The organism is Marinobacter sp. C2H3 (assembly GCF_037080155.1).
In the GTDB taxonomy this organism is placed as follows: Bacteria; Pseudomonadota; Gammaproteobacteria; order Pseudomonadales; family Oleiphilaceae; genus Marinobacter.
Window position 1 is genome coordinate 342,997 of the sequence record NZ_JBBBNZ010000001.1, and the last position, 17,419, is coordinate 360,415.

Sequence of the window (17,419 nt, forward strand, 5' to 3'; positions counted from 1 at the left end):
TGAGGTGATTATGAGGGCGACGTTTCGCCAAACCGCGCAGGCCGGCCTGATGGTGCTGCTCGCCATGCTGTCGGTCACGGCCCACGCCGAGCGCAAGCTGCTGGACCAGGTGGTGGCCATCGTCGACGACGGGGTCATCCTTCAGAGCCAGCTCGACGCCCGCGTGGCAACGATTGTCGACCGGCTGAAGGCGCAGGGCACCGGCCTGCCGCCCCGGGACCTGCTGGAACGGCGGGTGCTGGACCAGCTGGTGACCGAGGCCGTGCAGCTGCAGATGGCCGACAAAATGGGCATGCGCATCAGTGACAACGAGCTGAACGAGACCATGACCAACATCGCCCGGCAGAACAACATGACCCTCGACCAGTTTGAGCAGCAGCTCAGCACCGAGGGCGTGGGTTACCAGCAGGCCCGGGAGCAGATCCGCCGGGAAATGCTCACCAGCCGCGTGCAGCAGCGCCGGGTGGGCGAGCGGGTGCGGGTGACCGACCGGGAAGTGGACAACTATCTGGAGGCCAAGCAGGCCCAGTCGGGCAACGGCACGGAGTACCGCCTTGCCTATATCTTTGTGCGGGTCAACAACCCGGACGACAAGGCCGAGGTGGCCGCCGCCCGCAAGAAGGCCCGCGACCTTCGCCAGCAGATTCTCGACGGCCGGGATTTCCGGGAAGTCGCCGTCGCCGAATCCGACGCCAGCAACGCCCTGGACGGCGGTGACATGGGCTGGCGCAGCGAGAACCAGCTGCCGTCCCTGGTGGCGCCGGTGGTGCCGCAGTTGCCGGTTGGCCAGCCGTCCGAGGTGCTCAGCAACAAGAGCGGCTTTCACCTCGTCATGGTGATGGACAAGCGGGGCGGCAAGGAAAAGACCCTGCAGCAGCAGTACAAGGTGCGACACATTCTGGTGAAGCCGTCCGACGCCATGACCGAGCAAGAGGCCCAGGCCCGCATCGAGAACATCTACCAGCAGCTCAAAAATGGCGCTGATTTTGCCAAGCTGGCCAAGGAATACTCGGACGATCCGGTGTCCGGTTCCGCCGGCGGCGATCTGGGCTGGGTCAGCCGCGGCCAGATGGTGCCGGCGTTTGAACAGGCCATGCTGTCCGCCAAGGTGGGCGAGCTCAAGGGGCCGTTCCAGTCCCGCTTCGGCTGGCACATTCTGCAGGTGCAGGACGTACGCAAGCAGGACGTGACCGAACAGACCCGCCGGACCGACGCTCGTCAGGCGATTTACCGTCGCAAGTTTGAAACCGAGCTGCAGAACTGGCTGCGGGAAATCCGGGACGAGGCGTTCATTGAATACAAAGGCAAGTTTGCCCCGGCGGACACCGGTGACGGCAAAGACGACACCACCGACCCCGGAGCGGACACCGCATCATGAGCCGTGACCTGACCCTGGCGCTGACCGCCGGCGAACCCGCCGGCATCGGCCCGGAGCTGTGCCTTCAGCTGGCTTCCGAGGCCCGGGAGGTGGGCATCGTGGTGGTGGCCAGCGACGCCCTACTGGCGGAGCGTGCGCGCCTGTTGGGACTTGCTGTTGATCTGGTGCCCTGGCAGCCGGGCGAGCGGGCCTGCACCGAGCCTGGCCGGCTGTCGGTCTGGCCGGTGCCGGGCTGCCAGAGCCTGGCGCCCGGGAAGCTGGACCCGGCCAACAGCCGATACGTGCTGGATACGCTGGAGCGCGCCGCCCGCGCCTGCCTGGCCGGCGAGGTGGACGGCATGGTCACCGCCCCGGTGCATAAAGGCGTCATCAACGACGCCGGCATCGCCTTCAGCGGCCACACCGAGTTCTTGCAGGCGCTGTGCGGCGTCGAGCGGGTGGTGATGATGCTGGCCACCGAATCCCTGCGGGTGGCCCTGGTGACCACCCACCTGCCGCTGCGGGACGTGGCCGATGCCGTCACCCCGGAACGGCTGACCCAGGTGACCCGGATTCTCAACAACGATCTCAAGCTCTATTTCGGGCTGGCCGAGCCCCGCATCCTGGTGGCGGGCCTGAACCCCCACGCCGGCGAGGGCGGCCACCTGGGCCGGGAAGAGCTGGATGTGATCGAGCCCACGCTCGACCGCCTGCGGGCCGAGGGCCTGCACCTGACCGGGCCACTGCCGGCGGACACTCTGTTTACTCCGCACTGGCTGGACAACGCCGACGCGGTGCTGGCCATGTACCACGATCAGGGCCTGCCGGTGCTCAAGTACCAGGGCTTTGGCCGGGCGGTGAACGTCACCCTGGGCCTGCCGATTGTGCGTACCTCCGTGGACCACGGTACCGCCCTGGACCTGGCCGGCACCGGCAAGGCTGACGCCGGCAGCCTGCATACCGCCATTACCGTCGGCGCCGCCATGGCCCGCAGCCGCCGGGACGCCGGCCGGGCGGACAAGGAGCCCCGCTCATGAGTAACCGACCCGGCCACCAGGCCCGCAAACGCTTCGGCCAGAACTTTCTCCATGACCCCGGCGTGATCGAGCGCATCGTACGCTCTATTGCTCCGAAGCCGGACGATGTTATGGTGGAAATCGGCCCGGGGCTCGGCGCCCTGACCGAGGAACTGCTGGCGGTGAATCCGCGTCTGCAGGTGGTGGAGCTGGACCGGGACCTCATCCCGGTGCTGCGGACCAAATTCTTTAACTACCCGGAGTTCCGCATCCACGAAGCGGACGCCCTGCGGTTTGATTTCAGCGCCCTGGCCGCCGAGCGACCGGTGCGGATTGTCGGCAACCTGCCGTACAACATCTCCACGCCGCTGATCTTCCACCTGCTGTCCCAGGCCGGCGTGGTCCAGGACATGCACTTCATGCTGCAGAAAGAAGTGGTCCAGCGCATGGCTGCGGTGCCGGGTGACAGCCACTATGGACGCCTCGGCATCATGACCCAGTACCACTGCCGGGTTCAGCCCCTGTTCGAGGTGGGTCCGGGCGCGTTCCGGCCGGCCCCGAAGGTGGATTCGGCCATCGTCCGACTGGTGCCCCACGCCGAACTGCCGCACCCGGCCAAGGATCTGTCCGTATTGCAGGCAGTGGTGCGCACCGCGTTCAACGCCCGGCGCAAAACCTTGCGTAAGGCCCTCGGCGGCATGATCAGCGCCGAGCGCCTGCAGGCCCTGGGCATCGACGATGGCCTGCGGCCCGAAAACCTGACCCTGGCCCAGTACGTCGCCATTGCCGATGCCCTGGCCAGTGAACCGACTCAGAACGAGGCGCCATGACGGATTACGCGATCGGTGACATTCAGGGTTGCTATGAACGGCTGCTGGACGTGCTCGCGCGGGCGGATTTCTCGCCCTCCCGGGATCGGCTCTGGGTGGCTGGTGACCTGATCAACCGTGGCCCTTCCTCCCTGCAGACGTTGCGCTACCTTTACGAGCTGGGCAGCAGTGCCGAGGTGGTGCTGGGCAACCACGATCTGCACCTGCTGGCGGTTCGCTATGGCGGCCACGAGCTGCGTCGCAAAGACACCCTCCAGGCGATCCTGGATGCCCCGGATGCCGAGGAACTCATTGGCTGGCTCAGACACCAGTCGCTGTGCCTGCACGACCCGCGCCGCAACCTGGTGATGGCCCACGCCGGCCTGCCCCATATCTGGGATGTCCCCACGGCGGTGGCCTGCGCCCGGGAAGTGGAAACGGTGATCCGAAGCGACGACGCGGAGTATTACTTTACCCACATGTACGGCAACGAGCCCGACCGTTGGGACGATCAACTGAGCGGCATGGACCGATGGCGGGTGATCACCAACTACCTGACCCGAATGCGCTTTGTGGCGGAAGACGGTTCCCTGGAGCTGGCTACCAAGGAGTCCGTCGAGAGCGCGCCGGCGGGCTTTGCGCCCTGGTTCGAATGGCCTCGCAACGACGATGTCCGCATAGTGTTCGGGCACTGGGCGGCCCTCGAGGGGCACACAGGCAGCGACCGTTTCATCGCCCTGGACACCGGTTGCGTGTGGGGCGGGGCACTGACGATGATGGATCTGGACAGCGGAGAGCGAATTCACTGTGACTGCGCCTGAGTGGCGTTCCGCGCCGGTACCCCGCTGGCCGCTGGTGGCCGGCGCCCTGTTCGGCCTGCTGGCCGTTATGGCCGGGGCGTTTGGCGCCCACGGCCTGCGCACCGTGGCCAGCGCCCGGGAGCTGGGCGTCTTCCAGACCGCAGCCAACTACCAGATGTACCACGCCCTGGCGCTTGTCCTGGTGGCGCTGCTGCACGGACGCGGCCTGTCCACCCGGCTGCTGGGGTTGGCCGGGCGCTTCTTTCTGGCCGGTATTGTCCTGTTCAGCGGCAGCCTGTACCTGCTGGTGCTCACCGGCGCCCACTGGCTGGGCCCGGTTACCCCGCTGGGCGGGCTGTGCTTTATGGTCGGCTGGGCGCTGCTGGCGGCCGCTGGCCTCCGGCGCCGTGGCGCCGGCGAGACCAACGATCAAGAGGATTCCTGACGCTATGCCTGACACTCTGCAGGTTCATGTGAACGGCGACGTCCTGGCGCTCCCCGCCGGGGCGACGCTCTCTGCACTGCTGGAGCAACTGTCCCTGACCGGCAAACGCCTGGCGGTGGAGGTGAACGAGGACATTGTGCCCCGTAGCCGGCACACGGAGTTTGTGCTCTCGGATGGCGACCGGGTGGAAGTGGTGCACGCCATCGGCGGTGGCTGACCGGCTGACGCCCTCGCGTTGAGGTTTCCGTATTTTCTCCGTTTTTTGCGACCAGGAGTTGCCATGACCCAGACCCCCGAACGTTCCTTGCCCGAAGACAAACCCCTGGAAATTGCCGGGCGCACGTACCGGTCCCGCCTGCTGGTGGGAACCGGCAAGTACCGCGATTTGATGGAAACCGGTCACGCCATTGAGGCCAGCGGCGCCGAAATCGTCACCGTGGCGGTCCGCCGGACCAACCTCGGGCAGAACCCGGACGAGCCCAACCTGCTGGATGTGATCTCGCCGGAACGCTATACCATTCTGCCCAACACCGCCGGCTGCTATACCGCCAAGGACGCCGTGCGCACCTGTCGGCTGGCCCGCGAGCTGCTGGACGGCCACGACCTGGTGAAACTCGAAGTGCTGGGCGAGGAGAAAACCCTGTACCCGAACATGACCGAAACCCTCGCCGCCACGGAAACCCTGGTGAAAGACGGCTTCAAGGTGATGGTGTACTGCTCCGATGACCCGCTGCTGGCCAAGCGTTTGGAAGAGATGGGCTGCGTGGCGATCATGCCCTTGGGTGCCCCCATCGGCTCCGGCCTGGGTATCCAGAACCGCTACAACATCCGCCTGATCGTTGAGAACGCTCGCGTGCCGGTGCTGGTCGACGCGGGTGTTGGCACCGCCTCGGATGCCACCATTGCCATGGAACTGGGTTGTGACGGCGTGCTGATGAACACGGCCATCGCCCAGGCCCAGGACCCGATCCGCATGGCCAACGCCATGCGCCTGGCCATCGAAGCCGGCCGCGACGCCTACCTGGCTGGCCGCATGCCCAAGAAGCTCTATGCCAGCGCTTCCTCGCCCATCGACGGCACCTTCTTCTGAGCCGGTGTAACAGGGACATCCGGGGCCATAAGGGGTCAGATGAACGCGTTTATCTGACCCCGGACTTACCAATAAAATAACCGCTGAGCGCTGCAGTCCAACATGACCAACCAAAAACCCAGTCGCCGTGAGGCGATTCTCCACGCCCTCGTGGAGCTGCTGCAAACCGACCCGGGTGCCCGTATCACCACCGCCGGCCTGGCTCGCACCGTGGGCGTTACCGAAGCGGCGCTGTACCGCCACTTTCCCAGCAAGCGGAAAATGTTCGAGGCGCTCATTGAGTTTGCCGAAGACGCGGTGTTCTCCCGGTGCCAGGTGATCCTCCAGGAGCAGGAGGACGCTCGCACCCGCCTGCTGCAGCTGGCGCACCTGGTGCTGGTGTTTGCCGAGCGCAACCCGGGCCTGTGCTGCGTGCTGACCGGCGACGCCCTGATGGGCGAAGACGCGGCCCTGCGCAAACGGGCCTCCCAGTTCTTCGACCGCCTGGAAACCCAGCTGCGCCAGGTGCTCAAGGAAGGGGAAATCCGCGAGGGCCTGCGCCCCCGCACCAGCGCCGCCCGGGGCGCGGAGTTTGTCATGGTGTTTCTGGAAGGCCGTACCCAGCGGTTTGTCCGCTCGTCGTTTGCCCGCCTGCCCACGGCAGACTTTGAGGAAAGCTGGGGGCTGGTGTCTCAAAGCGTCTGGGGGTGAACCCCGGCGCCGGCCAACCCAGGGACGGGTATCGCAGCGGACGGCCGGTTTACTCGTACTCCGACGCCGCCCGCAACAGCTGCCGCACCGGCGCCCACACCGCCGGCGATGAAATCAGGATATCCCGGCCCCACAAATCGGCCGGGTAGCCTTCCGGCACCTCGCCAAAATGTCCGACGGTCGCGCCGGCCTCCCGGGCAATGAGCCGTGCGGCGGCAAAGTCCCAGGGGCTGACGTTCTCGTAGTAGATATCCAGCCGCCCGCAGGCCACCCAGCAAATGTCCAGCGCCGCCGAGCCGATGCGCCGCAGGTCCCGGCACTGGTGGATCATGGCGTCCAGCCGCCGGATCAGCGGGGCCAGGTGGTCCTTGGTGTACGGAAAACCGGTGGCAAACAGGGACTGGCGTAGCTCGGTGGCACCGCTGTGGCGGATGGCTGCGCCGTTGAGGGTGGCGCCAAGGCCATCGGTGGCGCGGAAGGTCTCATCGGAAAACGGCGCGTGCACCACGCCGGCGCGGACCCGGCCGCGCTCGGCGTAGGCGATCGAGACCGCCACCTGGGGATGCCCGTAGGCGTAATTGACCGTGCCGTCGATGGGATCAATCACCCACAGCGGCGTGTCCAGGTGTTCCGCCTGGGACAGGTCCGGCATGGTTTCCTCCGACAGAATCCGGTGGTCCGGGAATTGTTCTCGGATGGCCCGGGTGATGAATTCGTCGGCGAGGACGTCAGCGTGGGTGACCAGTTCGGTCTGATGCTTGTAGTCGGTGCGCAGGGTGTTGGTGTCACGCTCGTGCCGGATCAGGGCACCGGCGTCCCGGGCCAGCTGTTCGGCAAAATCGGTGATGGCGGACAGATCGCTGCCGGTGTCGGCGGGATGGGTAGGGTGAGTCATGGCGCCCTCAGAACAAATGGTGTTGAGGGCGCCAGTCTAGCACGGGGCGGTTACAGGCTGCCGAGCCAGCGGCCCATGCGGTCCATGGCTTCCACCAGGCGCGGGCAGGCCTGTTGGACGAAGGCATCGCCCAGGGTCTCGTTGGCGTAGTCGCCGCCGGCCAGCTTCAGGGCGGCAGCGCCGTCGAAGTCGACGAACGCCAGCCGCGCGCCCAGGTGGTCCGGCACGAAGCCGAAGTCACTGGAGGGCAGGATGGCGACGCCGGTCTGCTCCAGCAGGGCGGTGCAGAACGCCTGGGAGGTCTTGATGTCCTGCTTGGCCAGCCGCTCCCGGAAGTCGGAGAAATCCGGGAACAGATAGAACGCGCCCTCCGGTTTCTGCACCACGGCGCCCATGTCGCTCAGGCGCTGGTGCATGTATTCGCCCACCACTTTCAGCACCCGGCGGGACTGCTTCAGGTACTCGTCGATGTCGTCGCCGCCGTCAAAGGCGGTGATCGCCGCATACTGGATGGGCGCGCTGGTGGCGGTGAAGGTTTCGCTGGCGATGATTGCCATGGCGTCCTGCAGAGGCCGCAGCTCGGGCGGGAAAATGAAGGTGCCCAGGCGCCAACCGCCGGCGCCCGCCCACTTGGACAGGCCGGTGCTGATGATGGTGCCTTCCGGGTAGTAGCGGGCAATGGACTTGTGCTTGCCCTCGAAGTGCACCTCGCCGTAGATCTCATCCGACAGCAGGATCAGGTCGTACTTGCGGGCCACGTTGGCGATGGCCAGCAACTGCTCGTCGGTGTAGGTGCACCCGGTCGGGTTGGACGGGTAGTTGAGGATCAGGATCCGCGGGCGGGAAGGGTCGTCCCGGCAGATGATGTCCAGCTCCTCGGCGGTCAGTTGCCAGTTGTTTTCCGCGTGGGTCGGCAGCCAGTGCACGGAGCGGCCGATGATGCGGGCCTGGGGCGCGTAGGACACCCAGCTCGGGCGCGGGATCAGCAGATCGCCGTAATAGGCGAGCTGGAGCATGAACAACAGCTCCTTGGAGCCGGGGCCGATGAGGACGTCTTCCCAGGTGCAACGCATCCGTTCGCTGCGGTTGATGTAGCCGGCAATGGATTCACGCAGGGCCTTCAGACCGCGCACCGGCAGGTAGTCTTTCTCGTGGGCGTAGGTCCTGAGGGCCTCGACCACCCGCTCGGGCACGGGGAACGGGGACTGGCCCAGGCCCAGCTTGATGATGTCCTTGCCTTCGGCGCGCAGGTGGTTGCTGATCTCGTTGATGCGCAGGGTGGCGGAGGGCTGGATGCCCCGGACGTTCAGGTTGATCGCGAAGCGGTGGTCGTTTTTTATGTCCATTGTCCCGGTCTGTTGGTTGGAAATGACCACAACAGTATAGGGAACCCAAACATATCTGTGATCGACGCCGGGATAGGGGATTGCCGAAGCCTGGGCCCCGGCGAGGAGCCGGTGACTACTCCAGCACCGGGTCCCGGATCCACACCTCCACCCGCCCGTTGCGGGGGCTGCCGGCGCCGCCCACGGGCATGTACTGGCCGTAGCCGGTGTACGCCACCTGGGGCACCCCGATCTCATTCAGCGCCTTGCGCACCGACAGCGCCCGCAGTTCCGAGATCATCTGCGCTCGCAATTCGTGGCTCTGGCGGTCGGCAAAGCCGATCAGCAGCAGCTCGTCGGCAGACCGGCCTTCCCGGGTCAGGTAGTCCCGAACGCGGAGCAGGTCCCGGCGCGCTTTGTTGTCCAGCCGGGTGCGACCCTCGGAAAACCGGAAATTGACCGTCAGGCGGCGATAGTGACCGGTGAGGGTGCGGAAGCTCTCCGGCACCGAGGCGTCCAGGGCCGGTTTCACCGCGATGGGGTTCTGGGAAATAAATCCGGCCTTGGGAACGATGGCCTGGCCTTCCGCGCTCTGGGCAAAGGCCACCAGCGCCCGGGCCATCGGCGTGGTGCGGTCGCCAGGGGTGTACATGAACAGGCGGCGGGACAGCGGGTAATCTTCGCTCGCCACCGTCAGTTGGCTGGGCTTCATGGCCGGCGCGTCGCCATCGGAGACCGCCAGCAGTTTGCTGTTGCGCACGGACGCCAATCCGGAGAAGCCGATGCCGGACGGGTCCCGGGACACGTCGTCGGAGAGCCGGTCGTTGGATTCGTAGCGGCGGGCGCTGGCCACCAGATCGTTGTCCTCTCCCAGTACGAGGCTGTGAAAGGTGTCCCAGGTGCCGGAGCGGTTGTCCCGGGCGTACACATGAATCGGGCGGTCCGGTCCACCCAGCTCGGACCAGTTGGTGATCTTGCCGGAAAAGATCCGGGCGAGGGTGTCGATGCTGACCTGATCGATGGGGTTGCTTGGATGCACCAGTATGGCCAGGCCATCGATGGCGATGACGTGCTCGTTGTCCGGGCTGGTCAGGTCCGCCACGTCTGAGAAGGCGGCGACTTCCTTGGCCTTGACCGGACGTGAGGCCGCCCAGATATCGGCGTTGTTGGCTGCCATGGCCTTGTAGCCGGTGCTGGAGCCGTGGGCGGCCACCAGAACCGTCGTAGTCCGTTGATCGGTCTGGCCCAGAATCTGCCGCTCGTTCTCCACCGAGGTGCTCCGGCTTTGGACGGTCGCGCCGGATTGTTCCAGAAATCCGGTGACCAGCATGGGGGCCAGCGCCGCGCCAACGGTGTTGGAGCCCTGGATGGTGAGGTCCGTGGCCTGAGCCGTGGCCGCCAGGCTGAAGCTGGCAACAGCGCCGATCAGGCGGAGCGTGCGAGAGAGGGAGTGCGTCATGGCGTCGTCGTCCTTTTTACGGCGTGGGGCAAGACCGGACGAAGAATGCGACGGTTGTGTGACGGTTTTGTGTCAGCGGCGGGGCGCAAGTGCCGAAATCACCGGGAGTTTTGTCAAGAAATGTTAAACAGGCCGCTGAGCCGACGGCCCGGTTTCCCTATAGTGGAGGGGAACGCGACCGATCCAACGACGATAACAGCCGGCCGCGCAGGAGTCTGATCATGAACCGAATTACGCCGGAACGGTGGCCATCACCGGCTCCGCCGCCAACGGACTGGCTGTTTGCACGGGTGATGCTGGTGGACGACCACGCCCTGTTTGCCCAGGCACTGGCGGATCTGCTGGTGCATGAACGCCTGGCCTGCGACGTGGTCCGGGCCGGCTCCGCTGAGGTGGCGGCCGAATACCTGCAGCAAGGCGGCGACATTGATCTGGTGCTGCTGGACCTGACTCTGCAAGGGGAGGCCGGCTACGATTTGCTGCCACGGCTGGGGGCGGGGGCCGGCGCGCCACCGATGGTGGTGATCTCCAGCAGCGAGGATGCGGCCACGATGCGCACGGCGCGGGCAGCCGGGGCCAGGGGCTTTCTGGCGAAATCCGCCGGGCGAGGGGCGCTGGTCCGGATGCTGCGAGCGGTTCACAGCGGTCAGGACTGTTTCCCGGCCGTCGACGTGCCCGTCGAGTCACCGCTGACGCCGCGCCAACGGGATGTTTTGCTGTTACTGGCCCAGGGGTTTCCCAACAAGCGGATCTGCCAGTGCCTGAGTTTGACCGAGCATACGGTCAAGACCCATCTGAAAGCGCTGTTCACCCAACTGGGTGTCCATAACCGCACCGAGTGCGTCACCCGCGCCCGTTCCCTGGGCTGGCTGTAGCGGCTGGTTGTCGTCGCTGGAGAAAGCGGCAGGCTGCAGGAAGCGGGCGCGGGGGGCCCGCAGTCCTGTTGCGTTCATCCCCGGTCCAGTAGTTTGAGTCTCGCCCAGGTCTGGGCCTGTCCGTCCGGGAAGTATTCCTGAAGCAGCGCGTCCTGCTGGCGTTTGCGGTCCGCCGGCGCCAGTCCCGACAGGCTCTGCTCCGAGGCCGCTTGGCGGAACTGCTGGAAGCGTTCGTCAAAGCGCTTTCGTTGTTGCAGGTACGTGACAACGCCCTGCACGCCCTCCTCGTCCAGACCCAGCTCCGCCAGCCGCTTGCCGGCCGCCTCGGGGGAGTCCGCCTCTTTGATCGCGGCCACCCGGGCCTGCTGGGTAGCGGCCTCCGCCTGCATCCGCACTTCGGTGTTGCGAATCACCTCGGGCAGCTGTTGCCGCTGGTATTCGATCAGCGCCTCCTTGCCGCTGTCGCTCAGGTCGGTGCGCCGGGCGATGGCCATAGCGTTCAGGGTGTACTCACTGTAGGCCTCTTCCAGGCCAAAGAAGGCCTCGTGGGCCCTGGCGCTGAAGGTCTCGCTGCGCAGCTCCTTGAGCCCGGCCAGCGCGTTACCGAGGGCGTTCAGCTGGTAGTCCGGATCCTGGCTGAGGGCCGGGTCCAGCTTGGCCTGCAGCAGGCTCAGGGACGCCTGCTTATACGCCAGGTACTGATCGAGGAGGTCCATGGCCTGTTTGGCGGCCTGGGCCGGCAGATAGGTCTGGGCTAGTGTCTGGATCTGGCCGATGGCGGTGTCCGGGGATACTTCGCCCACCGTACTCAGGAAGTAGTCGAAGAAGTCCCGGGTGCCCAGGTCAATCACCAGTTGCCCGTTGGCATCGGCTTTTAAGGCGCCGTCGATGTCGGTGTCGGCCAGCGACGGGGCGAAGGGTTTGCCGTCAAGGCGAGCCGGGGTCCGGGAACGGACGGCGGCGGCGCTGTTGGTGGACTGGGCCGGTTCAGCCGGGCGAGCAGCGGTTGTTGGGGTGGATGGCGCGGCGGGGGAGGGTGCCGCTGCCTGTGTGGTTGGAGCGGCCGTGTCCGGCGATGACTGCGCGTCAGGATGGCGGGTGACCCACAACGCACTGCCGGCCACCAGGGCCGACAGTGCGCCGCCAATCAGCCACCGGCGACGCCGGTTGCGGATGGAAGCCATGGTGAATTTACAGCCCCTTGTTCTTCAGACGGTTGGCCTGGGCGCGGTACAGGGTGACCGGGTTGGTCCAGAGCGAGCGTGCACCCAGCAGGTGGTTGATGGCGTCCACGTGGTTCATGTCGTAGTGGGTGCCAATGACCGTACCCATCATGGACGAGCACACGCCCACCAGGCCGTCGTTCGGCTCGCTACCGAAGGCCAGGGAGGTCACGCCCAGGAACGGGTCCGTGATATCAAATACGTTGGTGAAGATGCCCCGCCCGGTCCAGGAGAAGAACTTGATGGTGTGGCCACCGATGTTCACGTTCTCGTTGGTGCCCGCGCAAGCGGCGCGGTTGACGCCTTTCCAGCCGAGGGCGTTGTTCAGCGCCGTGGTGCCCGGAGTGGTCAGGGTTTCCAGGGCGGCCAGGCCGTCCTGCGGGTTGTTGGCGCCGGACAGGGCGTTGATCAGGCTGCCGAGGGCATTGGCGATGGCGTTTACGCCACCTTCCACGTAGCTGCCCGGCGGCAGGATGCCACGGACCACATCCGCCACCCGCGAGCCTTTGTTAACGCCGTCGATGGAGGTAATGGAGGCAATCTTCCCAGGGATCAGTGACGCTGTCACCCGTGAGGTGGGCGCACCCTGGCTGTGGGCAATCAGGTTGACCTTGCTGTAGCCAAGGCTGTTCACGTAGTTGGCAAGCTGCTGGCCCCGTTGTTCGCTGCTGTTCACAAACGACACGCTGGCGGTGTAAACCCGGGCGCCGCTGCGCTCCAGTTCCCAGGGGATGGTGTGGAAGTAATTGATCAGGCCGCCGATGGTGCTGAAGCCGGTGAGGCCGTGGACCAGTACGATGGGGTACCGGGTCTGGGTGTAGCCGGACGCCTGGCTAACGCTGGCGACGAGCAGAAACAGCAACCCGGCCATCAGCCGGGAAAGGGTGGTGTAACGCATGGATGACTCCTGTTGTTTTTGTGTACGTCAGACTGCTGGATCGAGTATGGGCAGCGGTCGCCGGCGCAGGAATCGCCCGTTTGGGGGAGTGGGGGAAGTGAATGAAAAAAGCGTGACGCAGGTCCGAAAACCGGGGCGGGATCGCATAAAAAACCGCCAGCGGCCGGGAGGCCGCTGGCGGTCAGACGTTTGCGCGGATGGCGGGTCGGGCCTAGTGTGCGGGCGCGGGGTGGCTGACCTCGCCGCGATTGTCACCGTCATCGTTACCGTCGGCACCTTCATCGGACCCGTGATGATCACGGCCCAGCAGGATGTAGAACGCCGGCAGCACGAACAGGGTGAACAAGGTACCAATGCCCAGCCCGGCGCTGATGGTCAGGCCGATGGCGAAGCGGCTCTCGGCACCGGCGCCAACGGCGATCAGCAGCGGTACCATGGCCACGATCAGCGCCAGGGAGGTCATGATGATCGGCCGGAGCCGGATCGCCGCCGCCTCGATCACCGCGTCCACCTTGCTCAGACCGCGCTGCCGCTGCAGCAGGTTGGCGAACTCCACGATCAGGATGCCGTTCTTCGACACCACCCCGATCAGCGTGATCAGGCCCACCTGGGTGTAGATGTTCATGGAGGCAAAGCCCAATACGATGAAGGACATCGCCCCGGCCACCGACATGGGCACCGACACCAGAATGATCAGCGGGTCACGCCAGCTTTCGAACTGGGCCGCAAGCACCAGGTAGATCACCAGCAGCGACAGGAAGAAGGTCACCATCAGGGCGTTGCCCTGGGTGGCCAGCTGCCGGGTCTGGCCCGTGTAGTCGTAGCTGAAGCCAAGGGGTAGGGTCTCGTCCGCGGTCTTCTCCATGTAATCCATGGCGGCGCCCATGGCCACGCCGGGCTTGACCACGCCCTGCAACGTCAGCGAGTTGAGCTGGTTGAACTGGGTCCGGTCGGAAGGCTCCACCGTATCGGTGAAACTCACCACGCTGCCCAGGGGAATCAGCTCGCCGTTGTCGGCCCGGATGTAATAGTCGTTCAGGGCCGCGGAATCCAGGCGGAATTTGCGGTCCACCTGCGGAATCACCTTGTAGGAGCGGCCTTCCATGTTGAAGCGGTTGATGTAGCCACCGCCGAGCATGCTGGAGAGCGCCTGGCCAACGTCCTGCATGGACAGGCCCAGGTCAGCGACCCGGTCGCGGTCGACGTGGATCTTGGTGATCGGCTTGTCGAAGTTGATGGATTTCTGCAGGAACAGGAAGTTACCGCTGCCCATCGCCTTGCCCAGCAGCTCGTCCGCCGCCTGGTCCAGCTGCTCGTAGCTGTTACCGGTGGTGAGCACGAACTGGAACGGCAGACCGCCGCCGGAGCCCGGCAGGGACGGCCGTGGGAATACGGCGGTTTGCAGGCCGGTGACCTTCTTGAGCTCCTGGTTCAGGATCGGCTGCACCTCAAACTGGCTGACGTCCCGCTCGCTCCACGGTTTCATCTTGTAGCCGCCGAATACGGTCTTTGGCCCGAGGAAGCCGATGACCATGAAGTCCTCGTTGTAACCGGGCAACTCGGCCATGCGGTCCTGGATTTCCAGGCCGTTCTCCTGCAGGTAATCCATGGTGGCGGTCTGGGGGCCGAGGCCCTGGTAGAACAGGATGCCCTGGTCTTCGGTGGGCGCCAGTTCTTTCTGGCTCAGATTCACCATGAAATAGATGGAGCCGAGTATCACGGCCGCAAAGAGGTAGACCACCGAGCGGGTCTGCATCAGCGAGCTGAGGGCCGCCTTATAGCCGTTGGACAGGCCGGTGAATGTCCGCTCGACGCGCTGCTCAAAGCCACCGGCGCTGCCATGGGGCTTGAGCACTTTGCCGGACAGCATCGGTGACAGGGTCAGAGCGACGATGCCCGAGATGACCACGGTGCCGGCCAGGGTGAACGCGAATTCGGTGAACAGGGAGCCCACCAGGCCACCCATGAAGCCAATCGGCGCGTACACCGCCACCAGGGTGGTGGTCATGGCGATGATGGGCGTGGCCATTTCCCGGGCGCCGTTGAGTGCAGCCTCGAATTTTGACTCGCCCTCTTCGATATGCCGGTGCACGTTCTCCACGATAATGATCGCGTCATCCACCACCAGGCCGATGGCCAGCACCATCGACAACAGGGTCAGCAGGTTGAGCGAGAAGCCGAACATCAGCATGACGAAGGCGCCGCCGATCAGCGACAGGGGAACGGCTACCGAAGGCACCACGGAGGCGCGGATCGAGCCGAGGCACAAGAAGACCACCACCAGCACGATCACCAGCGCTTCAATCAACGTCTTGATGACCTCGTTGATGGAATCGTTGATGAAATCCGAGGCGTCGTAGGCCAGGCGCACGTTCATACCGGACGGCAGCTGGCTTTCGATGTCCGGCAGCAGGTTTTTCACCAGGGTAGCCACGGTGAGCGGGTTGGCGCCGGGTGCCAACTCAATGGCGGCATAGGTCGCCGGTTTGCCCTTGTACAGGGCCAACTGATCGTAGCTCTCGGAGCCCAGCTCTACCCGGGCGATGTCCTTCAGGCGAATCTGGGAACCGTTGTAGGTTTTCACCACCAGGTTGTCGAACGCGTCCGGGTCGGCCACGTCGGTGTCGCTGGTCATGGAAATCTCAACGTACTGGCCCTTGGTGTTACCCACTGCCGCCTGATAGTTGTTAGCGCGCAGCTTCGCGGCCACTTCCGTCGGCGTGATGTCCACCGCCGCAAGTCGTTCCGGGTCCAGCCAGATCCGCAGAGCGAAGCTCTGGCCGATCAGGCGGGCTTTACCCACACCCGCCAGCGCCTGGAGCTTGGGCTGGACCACCCGGGTCAGGTAGTCGTTGATCTCGGGGACCGACAGTTCCTCGGAATAAAAAGCAATGTACATCAGCGCGGTGCTATCCCCGGTGGAGGACTCGATCACCGGATCCTGGGCCTCGGCGGGCAGCACGTTGCGCTGGCTGGCGACCTTGGCCTGGATTTCTGCGAGCGCCGCGTTGGCGTCGTAGTTCAGCTCCATGTGCGCCTCAATCTTGGAGGTGCCCTGGGAGCTGGTGGAAACCAGATAGTCGATACCGCTGGCCTCAGCGATGGCCTGCTGCAGCGGTGTCGTGATGAACCCCTTGATGAGATCCGAGCTGGCACCCGGGTAGGCGGTGGTCACCGTCACGGTGGTGTTTTCCAGCTCCGGGTACTGCCGGATCTCCATCTCCATGGCGGCGCGTGCGCCCACCAGCAGAATCAACAGGCTGACCACCGTCGCCAGTACGGGACGGCGGACAAAGATGTCAGTGAACCGCATTAGTTAGACGCCTCCTGACCGTTTTTGTCGCCGGCCTTTTCCTGGTCGTCCTGAATGGTCACCTTCTGGCCGGCGCGCAGCCGCAGCAGGCCCTTGGATACGACGGTCTCACCGGCCTCAAGCCCGGACAGAATTGCCACACGGCCGTCCCGGGTCTCGCCGGTGGTCACGGTGCGGCGCTTGACGATCTGGTCGCCCTTGTCGTCCTTGACCACCGCGAACACATAGTCGCCGTAGGTGTTGTAGGAGACTGCAGTGCGGGGCAGGGTGACCACCTCGTTATCCCGGGGCTGCTGAGTCTGCACCGTGGCAAACATGCCCGGGCGCAGCTTCAGGTCCGGGTTGGTGAGGGTGGCGCGAATACGCACGGTGCGGGTTTCCGGGTTTACCGAGGTGTTCACCGCGCTGACCTTGCCGCCGAAGGTCTGGTTCGGCACGGCCGCGACGGTGGCGCGCACGGGGTAGCCCGTGTCCACATCCGGCAGGTTTTTCTCGGACACGGTGTAGTCGACGTAGATCGGGTCCAGCATGTTGATCTCGACAATCGGCGTGCCGGTGGCGATGTACTCACCCTGGTCCACCATGCGGATACCCAGGGTACCGTCGAAGGGCGCGCGGATCACCTTCTTGCTCAGGGTGGCTTCGGCTTCGCTGACCCGGGCCTTGGCCGCATCCAGATTGGCCTTGGCTTCGTCGTACTGGGACTGGGACACTGCCCGCTTGGGCAGCAGGTCCGACACCCGCTTGAACTCCTGCTGGGCCAGCTGGGCTTCGGCGCGGCGGGTGCGCAGGGCGGCTTCGTCGATGTCGGCGTTCAGCCGCACCAGCACATCGCCTTTCTTCACGGTATCGCCGGATTCGAAGTTGATGGATTCGATGACGCCGGCCACCTCGTTGGCCACCTCAACACCGTTGATGGCCTCAACGCTGCCAACGGATTTCAGGCTCGGGGTCCATGACTCTTTCTGCGCGTCAACGGCCGAGATGATGGCCGGCGGCTGCGGCTGTGACATGGCGGCCATCTGTTGTTTGATGGTGTAGAACTTGTAGCCGAAGATGCCGCCAAGCACGACGCCGAGCAGAACAATGACAATCACGAAGCGGGAGGCAGTACGCATAATGAATATCCTGGGATTCGGGTCCGCTGATCCATCACCGCCAGACCGGTAAGCGTTTTTGACGCTGCCGGGCAAGCGACCGGAGCCAGCACGGGTTTGCTGGTTA

General features: G+C 65.2%; 16 protein-coding genes. 9 read left to right on the plus strand and 7 right to left on the minus strand.

The window, feature by feature from the left end; all coding sequences use genetic code 11:
- Positions 1-10 precede the first annotated feature (10 nt).
- The 8 genes from V3388_RS01480 (at position 11) to slmA (ending at position 6,207) form a co-directional block, all read left to right on the plus strand.
- Positions 11-1,378, plus strand: coding sequence for a peptidylprolyl isomerase (locus V3388_RS01480; RefSeq protein ID WP_336365745.1), 1,368 nt, complete (start codon positions 11-13; stop codon positions 1,376-1,378).
- Positions 1,375-2,394 carry a 4-hydroxythreonine-4-phosphate dehydrogenase PdxA gene (gene pdxA, locus V3388_RS01485; RefSeq protein ID WP_336365746.1) on the plus strand — a complete coding sequence of 340 codons (1,020 nt, stop codon included), beginning with the start codon at positions 1,375-1,377 and terminating at the stop codon, positions 2,392-2,394. Before V3388_RS01480 ends, pdxA begins: the two co-directional genes overlap by 4 nt.
- Complete coding sequence (rsmA, locus tag V3388_RS01490) at positions 2,391-3,203, plus strand: 16S rRNA (adenine(1518)-N(6)/adenine(1519)-N(6))-dimethyltransferase RsmA (RefSeq protein WP_336365747.1); 813 nt, start codon at positions 2,391-2,393, stop codon at positions 3,201-3,203. The genes pdxA and rsmA overlap by 4 nt, the downstream gene beginning before the upstream one ends.
- The gene (locus tag V3388_RS01495) at positions 3,200-4,003 is read left to right on the plus strand and encodes a symmetrical bis(5'-nucleosyl)-tetraphosphatase (RefSeq protein ID WP_336365748.1); all 804 of its coding nucleotides are present in this window, start codon (positions 3,200-3,202) and stop codon (positions 4,001-4,003) included. The genes rsmA and V3388_RS01495 overlap by 4 nt, the downstream gene beginning before the upstream one ends.
- Positions 4,004-4,070: 67 nt before the next feature.
- Entirely contained in the window at positions 4,071-4,427 is a 357-nt protein-coding gene (locus V3388_RS01500; RefSeq protein ID WP_336366447.1) for a DUF423 domain-containing protein, read from the plus strand.
- Positions 4,428-4,431: 4 nt separating this feature from the next.
- On the plus strand, positions 4,432-4,644 hold the full coding sequence (gene thiS / locus V3388_RS01505; RefSeq protein ID WP_336365749.1) for a sulfur carrier protein ThiS: 213 nt from the start codon (positions 4,432-4,434) through the stop codon (positions 4,642-4,644).
- A gap of 63 nt (positions 4,645-4,707) precedes the next feature.
- On the plus strand, positions 4,708-5,517 hold the full coding sequence (locus V3388_RS01510) for a thiazole synthase (protein WP_336365750.1): 810 nt from the start codon (positions 4,708-4,710) through the stop codon (positions 5,515-5,517).
- 102 nt (positions 5,518-5,619) lie between these two features.
- Entirely contained in the window at positions 5,620-6,207 is a 588-nt protein-coding gene (gene slmA, locus V3388_RS01515) for a nucleoid occlusion factor SlmA (protein WP_336365751.1), read from the plus strand.
- A 49-nt stretch (positions 6,208-6,256) separates the two neighbouring features.
- Here the strand turns inward: slmA and V3388_RS01520 are convergent, their stop codons facing one another.
- From V3388_RS01520 to V3388_RS01530, 3 genes are all read right to left on the minus strand, one after another.
- Positions 6,257-7,102, minus strand: coding sequence for an inositol monophosphatase family protein (locus V3388_RS01520; protein WP_336365752.1), 846 nt, complete (start codon positions 7,100-7,102; stop codon positions 6,257-6,259).
- Between the two features lie 50 nt (positions 7,103-7,152).
- Positions 7,153-8,448 carry a pyridoxal phosphate-dependent aminotransferase gene (locus tag V3388_RS01525; RefSeq protein ID WP_336365753.1) on the minus strand — a complete coding sequence of 432 codons (1,296 nt, stop codon included), beginning with the start codon at positions 8,446-8,448 and terminating at the stop codon, positions 7,153-7,155.
- A 115-nt stretch (positions 8,449-8,563) separates the two neighbouring features.
- Positions 8,564-9,886, minus strand: coding sequence for a substrate-binding domain-containing protein (locus V3388_RS01530; protein WP_336365754.1), 1,323 nt, complete (start codon positions 9,884-9,886; stop codon positions 8,564-8,566).
- Positions 9,887-10,107: 221 nt separating this feature from the next.
- Between V3388_RS01530 and V3388_RS01535 the strand changes: the two genes are divergently transcribed.
- A complete protein-coding gene (locus tag V3388_RS01535) occupies positions 10,108-10,761 on the plus strand; it encodes a response regulator transcription factor (RefSeq protein ID WP_336365755.1) in 654 nt (217 codons plus the stop codon).
- A 74-nt stretch (positions 10,762-10,835) separates the two neighbouring features.
- Here V3388_RS01535 and V3388_RS01540 read toward each other — a convergent pair whose 3' ends face one another.
- The 4 genes from V3388_RS01540 to V3388_RS01555 form a co-directional block, all read right to left on the minus strand.
- Positions 10,836-11,945: a lipase secretion chaperone gene (locus V3388_RS01540; RefSeq protein WP_336365756.1), complete on the minus strand. Its 1,110-nt coding sequence runs from the start codon at positions 11,943-11,945 to the stop codon at positions 10,836-10,838.
- A gap of 7 nt (positions 11,946-11,952) precedes the next feature.
- Positions 11,953-12,882, minus strand: coding sequence for an esterase/lipase family protein (locus V3388_RS01545; protein WP_336365757.1), 930 nt, complete (start codon positions 12,880-12,882; stop codon positions 11,953-11,955).
- Positions 12,883-13,093: 211 nt separating this feature from the next.
- Positions 13,094-16,195, minus strand: coding sequence for an efflux RND transporter permease subunit (locus V3388_RS01550; RefSeq protein WP_336365758.1), 3,102 nt, complete (start codon positions 16,193-16,195; stop codon positions 13,094-13,096).
- Positions 16,195-17,313 (minus strand): efflux RND transporter periplasmic adaptor subunit, encoded by a 1,119-nt coding sequence (locus V3388_RS01555; RefSeq protein WP_336365759.1) that lies wholly within the window; start codon positions 17,311-17,313, stop codon positions 16,195-16,197. Before V3388_RS01555 ends, V3388_RS01550 begins: the two co-directional genes overlap by 1 nt.
- Positions 17,314-17,419: the final 106 nt, after the last annotated feature.